The organism is Methylorubrum sp. POS3 (genome assembly GCF_043352485.1).
Lineage (GTDB): Bacteria > Pseudomonadota > Alphaproteobacteria > Rhizobiales > Beijerinckiaceae > Methylobacterium > Methylobacterium suomiense.
Genome location: NZ_JAPRBT010000001.1, coordinates 989,268 through 997,706, shown reverse-complemented (window position 1 = coordinate 997,706; position 8,439 = coordinate 989,268). Strand labels below are relative to the sequence as shown.

Sequence of the window (8,439 nt, the reverse complement as noted above, 5' to 3'; positions counted from 1 at the left end):
GAACGCCGGCCTCGGCGCGGTGGGCGGCTACGCGGCCCTGTCGAGCTACACCAACCTCGGCGGCCAGCTCACCGTCTTCTCCCTGCCGAACAACTAAGTCTCAACGACACTTCTCGTCGGTCGCAAGATCCGGCGGGAAGTCCTTCCTTAAACCGGAAGTTGTCGCAAGAGACGCTCGGTCGCATGGCCAGCCCATGCAAAGAGATGCCGGCGCGGTTCCCGCGCCGGCATCTTTATGATTTTATGATAAGCATGTAAGACGCTGCGGTAACCGCACGATTTACGTTGCGGTGCAACATCGTGGTCTCGGGAGAAACGTCGTTGTCCTCAATGAAAACCCTCGCTTTGCTTGGTCTCGTCGGCGCCGCCGTCATCGGCACGGTTCCCACGGCCACTCTCGTCGCCGCGCAGGATGCCAAGCCTGAGCTGGCCAACAAGCTCGATCCCAACGCCAAGGAAATCGACGAGCCGGTCCTCAAGGCCGCCACGGCCGTGAAGGACGAGGATGGCAAGTACACGGACAAGGACGGCCACCCGACCTTCCGCGTGACCAACGACGGCAAGAAGGTCGATTGGTACACCTATTCCGGCTACCGCCGTTATCACGCCGAGTGCCACGTCTGCCACGGCCCGGATGGCATGGGTTCGACCTACGCCCCGGCCCTCAAGGATTCGCTGAAGCGCCTCTCCTACGAGGAGTTCTACGGCATCCTCGCCGGCGGCAAGCAGGAGGTGAACAACACCGCCAACCAGGTGATGCCCGCCTTCGGCGACAACAAGAACGTCATGTGCTACGCCAACGACCTCTACGTGTATCTCCGTGCCCGCGCCGCCGGCGCCTGGGGCCGCGCCCGTCCGGGCGAGAAGGAGGACAAGCCGGAGGCCTACAAGAAGGCGGAGGCGGAGTGCCTGGGCGGCTGATGCCCCGCAGCCACTCCCTCCTTCCCGTCGTCGCGCTCCTGCTGATCGCAGCAGGAGCGCGCGACGCTCGGGCCCAGCACCTGCCCGACCTCGTCACCACCGATGTCCTGCGGGTCTGCTCGGATCCCGGCAACATGCCGTATTCGCAGCGCAAGGGCGGCGGCTTCGAGAACAAGATCGCCGAGATCGTCGCCGACGAACTCAAGGTCAAGCTGCGGTATTACTGGCTCACCCAGGGACCGGGCTTTGTCCGCAACACCCTCGGCACTGGGCTGTGCGACCTGATCATCGGCACTTCGGGTGGCGAGGTGGTCCAGCCGACCAACCCCTACTATCGCTCGGCCTATGCGGTGGTGACCCGTAAGGGCGAAGTGGATGGGTTGAAGGGGCTCGACGACCCTCGGCTGAAGGACAAGAAGATCGGCATCATCGCCGGCACGCCGCCGGTGGCCCGGCTGACGGAGGTTGGCCTCGCGGGCGATCGTTTGATTCCCTACGCGCCCTACACCTTCGCCGCCGACCGGAAGCACCAGACGGTGGCGGCCGAGGTCATCGCCGACCTCGCCGAGAAGAAGGTCGATGTCGCGATCCTGTGGGGGCCGTCCGCCGGTTGGCTGGCGCGGGAAAGCGGCGTGCCGATGGATGTCGTGCCGCTGCTCAACGAGCCGGGTCGTCCGGCGCTCACCTTCCGCGTCTCCATGGGCGTGCGCCACAACGAGGACGATTGGAAGCGCACGATCAATACCGTTCTGCGAAAGCGCAAGGACGACATCGAGAAGGTGCTGCGCGATTACGGCGTGCCCCTGCTCGCCGCCGAGGAGAACAAGCTCCTCGAAGCGAGCGGCGACGCGAAAGATCCCTGAGGCGGTCTTCGGTCGATCGTGAGAAACAGGGCCCGGATGCGCGATGCATCCGGGCCCTGTCTCATTCGTTCCGCTCAATCCCGGTTGCGTCGAGCTTTGTTAGCGCGTCGCGGACGGTCTCGCCGCCGATGACGAGGTCGGGGGCGATCTCGGCCAGTGGGACCAGCACGAAGGCCCGCTCCCGCACGAAACGGTGCGGCAACACCAGCCGCTCGTCGGACACTTCGGCGCCCTCGTAGGACAGCACGTCGATATCGATCACGCGCGGGCCCCAGCGGCGCTCGCGGACCCGGCCGAGGGCCGCCTCGATCGACAGGCAGGCCTCAAGCAATTCGTGCGGTGTGAGGTCGGTCTCGACGGCGACTGCGCCGTTGAGGAACCAATCCTGATCCGTATCGCCCCAGGGTGGCGTCCGGTAATCGGCGGAGCGCGCGACGAGGCGGATGCCGGGCCATGCGGCCAGCCGCGCGACGGCGGCCGAGAGCATTGCCGCCTTATCGCCGATATTGCTGCCGAGGCCGAGATAGGCGGACGTCATGTGCGGCGCTCCCGCTCGATCTCGATCGCAGCGTAATCGAGGATCGCCGGGATCGGGGCGCTCGGCTTGTCGATCCGGACCCGGATCGCCTCGATCCGTGGAAACCGGGCGAGGCAGGTCTCGGCGATGGCCTCGGCCAAGGCTTCGATGAGCGCGAAGCGCCGCTCGGTGGCGGTCTCGACGGCGATCTGTGCGAGATCGGCGTAGCTCACGGTCGTGGCCACATCGTCGCTTCGCCCGGCCTCGGACAGGTCGAGGCGGCATTCGAGCGAGATGTAGAAGCGCTGGCCGAGCCGCTCCTCCTCCGGCAGGACGCCGTGGCGGGCGAAGACCGCGAGGCGGTGGACGAGGATGCGGTCAGCCACGTGCGGATTCCGGACGCATCACCGCGTCGAGCACGTGCAGCGCCTCGATATGCTGCGCGACGTCGTGGACTCGGACGATGTCGGCGCCGAGCGTACCGGCCAGCACATGGGCGCTGATCGACCCGATCAGACGATCCCGCGGCGCCGTCTCCCGATCGTGCAGCCGTCCCAGCAGGCTCTTGCGGGAGACGCCGACCAGGAGCGGGAACCCGAGGGCACGGATCTCGGGCAGGCGCCGCAGCGCCTCCAGATGCTGATCCCAGCTCTTGCCGAAGCCGATGCCGGGATCGAGCACGATGTCGGCGTCCGGAATGCCGGCGCGGCGGGCGATGTCGAGGGAGCGGGCGAAGAACCGCTTCATGTCCTCGACGATGTCGAGGCTCGGGTCGATCGTCTCGCGATTGTGCATGACGATGACGGGGGCACCGTGCGCGGCGGCCACCCGGGCGATCTCCGGCTCCCGCTGCAGGCCCCAGACATCGTTGACGAGGGCTGCGCCCGCCCTCAATGCAGCCTCGGCCGTCGAGGCCTTGTAGGTGTCGATGGAGATCGGGACGGCCAGATGCGGCGCGAGCGCTGCGATGACCGGCAGGACCCGGGCCTGCTCCTCCTCGGCCGAGATCGGCACATGGCCGGGCCGGGTCGATTCCCCGCCGATATCGAGGATCTGAGCACCCTCTGCGACCAACGTGTCGGCCTGCCGGCGGGCCGCCTCGACGCCTTCGAACCGGCCACCGTCCGAGAACGAGTCCGGGGTGACGTTGAGGATGCCCATCACCAAGGTGCGCCGCCCCAGATCGGGCAGCAACGCCGTCAGGCGGCTCGTCGGAGGGGAAGTGGCGGACATCGGACCGGGTTAGAATACATCGGGGCCGGCCGGGCCTAGCCTCTCGGGCGCCGGGAGACCAGCCCCCGGCGCAGACGGTTTCAGCTCGCGCCGCGATAACAACGGATCTCGGCCTCGGCCTGGGCGCGGCGGAGATCGGCGACGCGGTCATCGAACATCTTGGTCGACTTGAACGCGGTGGTGCGCTGGCCGATGCCCTGACGCATCGACAGGATGGTCGAGGCCTGCACGTACTTGTCGTAAGGCAGGATCGCGGCCATCGCGTCGAGGGAGCAGGAGCACTTCTCCAGCGCCTCGCGGGTCTGCCCGTTGGCGGCCATGCAGCCGAACACGTAATCGGCGCGGGCATCCGTCGGGTAGTCGTTTTCCTCGGCCTGAGCCGGAGCCGCCAGAACCGCAGCCAGCAGAGCCGCGGCGAGGGCCTCAGGAATCCTTCTGGTCATAATCGAGCCTCTCTTCGAGGAGTTCGCCGCCATCCGGCTTGGTGGCACGGGCTTGGATCGAGACGATCTCGCCCGGCACGTCCGGCGACGTGACGAAGGTGTAGGTGAGATTGTCGAAGCCGCGCATGCGGTCGGTCAGAGGGTCGCCGACGAAGGGCTGCATCTCGATGCGCCAACCCTCGACCTTGCGGCCCTTGAACTCGACCTCGGTCTTCGTGATCGTGGCCTTCTCGCGCATACCCTTGCGGATGGCATTCTTGAGATAGCGCGGATTGGCTTCCAGAAGTCCGGCCAATCCCTTGAGATGGTTCTCGAGGAACAAGCTCAGCACAGGATTGCCCGGCATGTCCACGAACGGCCCCGCCGGAATGCGGTTGCCGCCGGAGAACATCTGGACCCGCACGTCGCGGCTCTCGGCGCTCTTGCCCGGCTCGATCGTGAACTTGATCTCGTCGCTGATCGGCGGGCCGTAGGGACCGCGCACGATGCCGCTGCGGCGCAGGTAATCGTAGGTGATCGTGCTGCCCGGCGCCGTGTTCTTCATCTGCGGCCGCTCGAACAGCAGATCGCCCGCACTCGGCGTCGTGGCATCGGTCGCGACCGGGGTCGGCGCGGGAGTGGCAGCGTCGGGAGCCGCCCGCGCGGCGGTCACGGTCAGGGAAGCCGCGGCGAGCGCGGCCAGCAGGAGGGTACGGTTCAAAGGGGTGCCTTCTCGGTCAAAGGACTTTGCACATTCGTCCCGATGGTGCGGTATATATAGTCCGGCGGGTTCTCGGCAGCCTCTTCGGTGGCAAGATCGCGCATTTTCGAGTGCAGGGGCGAGAGCGAGCAGGCCGGATCGGTGTTGGCAGCATCGCCCGTGAGCGCCAAGGCCTGGCAGCGGCAGCCGCCCCAATCCTTCTCCCGCCGGTCGCAGGAGCGGCAGGGCTCCTTCATCCAGGAGGTGCCACGATAGGCGGCGAAGGCCGGCGACTTCGCCCAGATGTCGCCGAGCGAGTGGTCGTTCACGTACCAGAACTCGAGGCCAGGGATGGTCTCGGCGGCGTGGCAGGGCAGCACCTTACCCTGGGGGGTGACGTTCATCAGCTTGCGGCCCCAGCCGCCCGCGCAGGCCTTCGGATACTTGGCGTAGTAATCCGGCACCACGAGGTCGATGACGAGCTGGCCTTTCAGCCGCTCGCGCGCGGCCTCGACGATGCGGATCGACTCGTCGACCTGGCGCTTGTCGGGCATCAACGAGGCGCGATTGACGTAGGCCCAGCCGTAATACTGCGTATGGGCCACCTCCAGTCGCTTGGCGCCGAGCTTGACCGCAAGCTCGATGAAGCCCGGAACCTCGTGGATATTGCCGCGGTGGATCACCGAGTTCAGCGTCAGCGGCAGGCCGAGCTCCGTGACGCGGGCGGCGAACTGCATCTTCTGCGGCTGGGCGTTCTTGAGGCCGCCGATCTTCTCGGCGTTCTTGGCATCGACGCCCTGAACCGAGAGCTGCACGTGGTCGAGCCCGGCATCGTAGAGCGCGTCGAGCTTGCCCAGGGCACCGCCGACCCCGGAGGTGATCAGGTTCGAGTAGAGACCGAGTTCGGCGCATTTGGCCGTGATCTCGACGATGTCCTGGCGGGCGGTCGGCTCGCCGCCCGAGAGATGGACGTGGAGCACGCCCAGGGACGCCGCCTCGGTCAGCACCCGCAGCCACGTCGCCGTGTCGAGCTCGGCCGAGCGTCGGTCGAGTTCGAGCGGATTCGAGCAATAGGGGCAGCGAAGCGGGCAGCGATGGGTCAGCTCTGCGAGCAGACCCACCGGCGCCGGGATCACTTCGCTGGGGGAGAGGCCGGGCGTCGGTGCGTTCATCGCTCCAGGACCCTTTTCTGTGCGAGGCCGGCCAGCATCACCAGGATGTCAGCTTCGATGACGGCCGGATCGGCGTCGTAGGTTTCGCCGAGAGTCCGGGCGATCTGCGACACGCTGCTGGTGCCGTCGACCAGCTTGAGGACCGCGACCGCGTTGTCGTCGAGGTCGAAGGTGCGCTCGGGCGCGAGCAGGACGTGCTTGTCGCGCACCTCATCGAAACGCAGGCGCACGCCCCGCGGCAGCCGCGGCACGTCGCCACCCTGGAAGGGAGCGGGCGCCCCTGCCGGGCTGCCCGCCGAGACGAGTCCCTCGCCCGGCTGCCACGCATCCGGCGGGATCATGCCCGGTGCCACGTAGGAGAAGTACAGGGCGTCGAGCTGCGTCCAGAGCACGTTGCACTTGAAGGTCAGCGCGGCCATGGCGGCGCGCTGCAGCTCCGGCGTGGTGGCGTGCCGCTTCACGTAGTCGAGGGCGAAGTCGGCGTCGCGCGGCGCCTGGGTGAGACGCTTGTCGAAATAAGCCAAGGTCTCCTTGGTGATGAAGTCGTAATTCTTCAGCATCCCGGCGACGCGCTCCGAGATGATCGTCGGCGAAAACATCTCGGTGAGCGAGGAGGCGATGGCCTCCAGCAGCGACCGCTCCGAGACGAAATGCACGTAGGCATCGACCGAGAAGCGCGTCGCCGAGAGGATGCCCTTCGTGGACAGGATGTACTCGCGTTCGAATCCCACCCCTTCCGCCAGCTTCAGCCAGCGCTCGATGCCGCCGTCGCCCTCGTGGTCGCCATCGTGATCGACGATGCGCTGACGCCAGATGCGGCGCAGCTGTGCGTCCGGCAGGCGGGCGAGCACCGCCGCGTCCTTCACCGGGATCATCGCCTGATAATAGTAGCGGTTGAGCGCCCAGGCCCGAACCTGATCCTTCGACAGCTTGCCGTCATGCAGCAGGCGGTGGAACGGGTGCAGGTTGTGATAGCGGCGGGCGCCGATATCGCGGAGCGCCGCCTCGAGCTCCTCGTGGCTCAACAGCCGCTGCTCGGCTTCAGGGACGGGGGGCGGAAATTGGGCGGTCATGGCGTCGGACTCTCCCCGGCTTGGTCGCGTTTCCTGGAGCTTTTTTAAAATGGGCAACCGGGTCCTCGAAGGACAGGACGGCCACCGCACGATTGTATCGTGCAAAATATATTAGGTCGGGGCCCAAACTTCCAGGCCCACCACCGCCCACTTCGGCTCAGAGGTCGAGCGTCAGACCGTCATGGGCTACGGTCCAGTCCCGTGCCTCGACGCTCGCGCGCTCGGGCGAATCTTCGACGAGGACCGGATTGGTGTTGTTGATGTGAACGAAGACGCGCCGCCCGATCTCGACATCGGCGAAGGACGCGATCGAACCGTTCTCACCGTTCATCTGGATATGGCCCATGCGCCAGCCGGTCTTGGTGCCGACGCCGGCGCGGATCATGTCGTCGTCTTCGAGCACCGTGCCGTCGAACAGCAGAGCATCGACCCCCGCGACGCGCGTCTTGAGATCGTCGGTCACCCGGGCGCAGCCGGGAATGTAAGCGAGGCGCTTGCCCCCGGCCTCGATCATCGTCCCCACGGTGGTCTCGGTCTCGGCCCCAATCTGCATCGAGGCATCCTCCAACCAGAGCGGCACCTTGCCCGGGACGGAGAACAGCGTGACCCTGAGGCCGGGCACCGGCTCGAAGGTCTCGTTGAGCGAGATCGTCTGCCGCTTCACCACGTCGGCAGCCATCACGTCGAAGACGCGGTTCTCGGAAACGGAGCCGAGGATGCCGGGCGTGGCGTAGAGGGTGAACGCTTGCCCCTCGCGCAGGGTGAGAAGACCCGCGACGTGATCGACGTCGCCATTGGTCAGCAGCACGGCGTGGATCGGCGAGTGGCGCAGACCCTCCCGCGGATGCATCTGCGGGTTCGCCTGGATCTGCTGGCGGATGTCGGGGGAGGCGTTCAGCAGGAGCCAACGTTCCCCGTCGGGGGAGACCGCGATGCTCGACTGCGTGCGAGGCTTGACCCTGGGATCACCGGCCCAGGCCAGGGAACAGATGGAGCAGCGGCAGTTCCACTGAGGAACGCCGCCGCCCGCCGCCGAGCCGAGGATCACGACATGCATGGTAGCTACCCGCTCGTCCGCGATCGCCCAGGCCCGGCTCCAACCTTCTTAGTTGAAGGTATCGATCTCAGCCGACTCGTAGCTCGTGACTTCCATGCCGACGCAGATCTCGGAAACGACCGGGGCAGCCCACTTCATGGTGTCTCTCCTCGAAAATTATAGGACGTCAGAGCCTCGCGATCACCACTCTAAGAAGATCGTAAGATACTGACGGTGCACCGATTTTCAGCGCGGGAGGTATATCGCCCAGTCCGGCTCCGCCCGCAAGACCCAAATTGCCGTTTTTTCCCAAGAAGACGTGAGCGATGTTGCCAATTCCCTTCTCGGACGCCCCTGTGCGGTTGCCGTTACGGGCGTAACATCACTCTCAGGGCATTGCCCCGCATCGGGTTTTTCAACTGACCCGCGGCCGCCCGCCGCAGGACGAACAAAAATGCCCACCGTCTCCGACGGCGGGCATGGGGAAAGGAAGCCCTGAGGG

General features: G+C 66.4%; 11 protein-coding genes. 2 read left to right on the top strand and 9 right to left on the bottom strand.

The genetic code is table 11. The annotated features are described in order from the left end of the window. Positions 1 to 330 precede the first annotated feature (330 nt). Both xoxG and xoxJ read left to right on the top strand, forming a co-directional pair. Positions 331 to 921: a methanol metabolism c-type cytochrome XoxG gene (xoxG, locus tag OWC43_RS04720; RefSeq protein ID WP_393958492.1), complete on the top strand. Its 591-nt coding sequence runs from the start codon at positions 331 to 333 to the stop codon at positions 919 to 921. After that, positions 921 to 1,784, top strand: coding sequence for a rare earth element methanol dehydrogenase accessory protein XoxJ (gene xoxJ / locus OWC43_RS04715; protein ID WP_137829701.1), 864 nt, complete (start codon positions 921 to 923; stop codon positions 1,782 to 1,784). Before xoxG ends, xoxJ begins: the two co-directional genes overlap by 1 nt. Positions 1,785 to 1,845: 61 nt before the next feature. On the opposite strand, the gene folK is transcribed toward xoxJ, so the two are convergent. The 9 genes from folK to pqqA all read right to left on the bottom strand — a co-directional run bounded on the left by folK (position 1,846) and on the right by pqqA (position 8,096). Beyond that, on the bottom strand, positions 1,846 to 2,322 hold the full coding sequence (gene folK, locus OWC43_RS04710) for a 2-amino-4-hydroxy-6-hydroxymethyldihydropteridine diphosphokinase (protein WP_393955884.1): 477 nt from the start codon (positions 2,320 to 2,322) through the stop codon (positions 1,846 to 1,848). After that, a complete protein-coding gene (folB, locus tag OWC43_RS04705; RefSeq protein WP_393955883.1) occupies positions 2,319 to 2,687 on the bottom strand; it encodes a dihydroneopterin aldolase in 369 nt (122 codons plus the stop codon). The genes folK and folB overlap by 4 nt, the downstream gene beginning before the upstream one ends. Continuing rightward, positions 2,680 to 3,534, bottom strand: coding sequence for a dihydropteroate synthase (folP, locus tag OWC43_RS04700; RefSeq protein WP_393955882.1), 855 nt, complete (start codon positions 3,532 to 3,534; stop codon positions 2,680 to 2,682). Before folP ends, folB begins: the two co-directional genes overlap by 8 nt. An 80-nt stretch (positions 3,535 to 3,614) precedes the next feature. After that, positions 3,615 to 3,977 carry a hypothetical protein gene (locus OWC43_RS04695; protein ID WP_137829697.1) on the bottom strand — a complete coding sequence of 121 codons (363 nt, stop codon included), beginning with the start codon at positions 3,975 to 3,977 and terminating at the stop codon, positions 3,615 to 3,617. Further along, entirely contained in the window at positions 3,958 to 4,677 is a 720-nt protein-coding gene (locus tag OWC43_RS04690) for a hypothetical protein (RefSeq protein ID WP_393955881.1), read from the bottom strand. Before OWC43_RS04690 ends, OWC43_RS04695 begins: the two co-directional genes overlap by 20 nt. Then, positions 4,674 to 5,828 (bottom strand): pyrroloquinoline quinone biosynthesis protein PqqE, encoded by a 1,155-nt coding sequence (gene pqqE / locus OWC43_RS04685; protein WP_393955880.1) that lies wholly within the window; start codon positions 5,826 to 5,828, stop codon positions 4,674 to 4,676. Before pqqE ends, OWC43_RS04690 begins: the two co-directional genes overlap by 4 nt. Beyond that, positions 5,825 to 6,901 carry a pyrroloquinoline-quinone synthase PqqC gene (pqqC, locus tag OWC43_RS04680; protein WP_393955879.1) on the bottom strand — a complete coding sequence of 359 codons (1,077 nt, stop codon included), beginning with the start codon at positions 6,899 to 6,901 and terminating at the stop codon, positions 5,825 to 5,827. Before pqqC ends, pqqE begins: the two co-directional genes overlap by 4 nt. 157 nt (positions 6,902 to 7,058) lie before the next feature. Continuing rightward, positions 7,059 to 7,958 (bottom strand): pyrroloquinoline quinone biosynthesis protein PqqB, encoded by a 900-nt coding sequence (gene pqqB / locus OWC43_RS04675; RefSeq protein ID WP_393955878.1) that lies wholly within the window; start codon positions 7,956 to 7,958, stop codon positions 7,059 to 7,061. 48 nt (positions 7,959 to 8,006) lie between these two features. Then, the gene (pqqA, locus tag OWC43_RS04670) at positions 8,007 to 8,096 is read right to left on the bottom strand and encodes a pyrroloquinoline quinone precursor peptide PqqA (protein ID WP_007564431.1); all 90 of its coding nucleotides are present in this window, start codon (positions 8,094 to 8,096) and stop codon (positions 8,007 to 8,009) included. Positions 8,097 to 8,439: the final 343 nt, after the last annotated feature.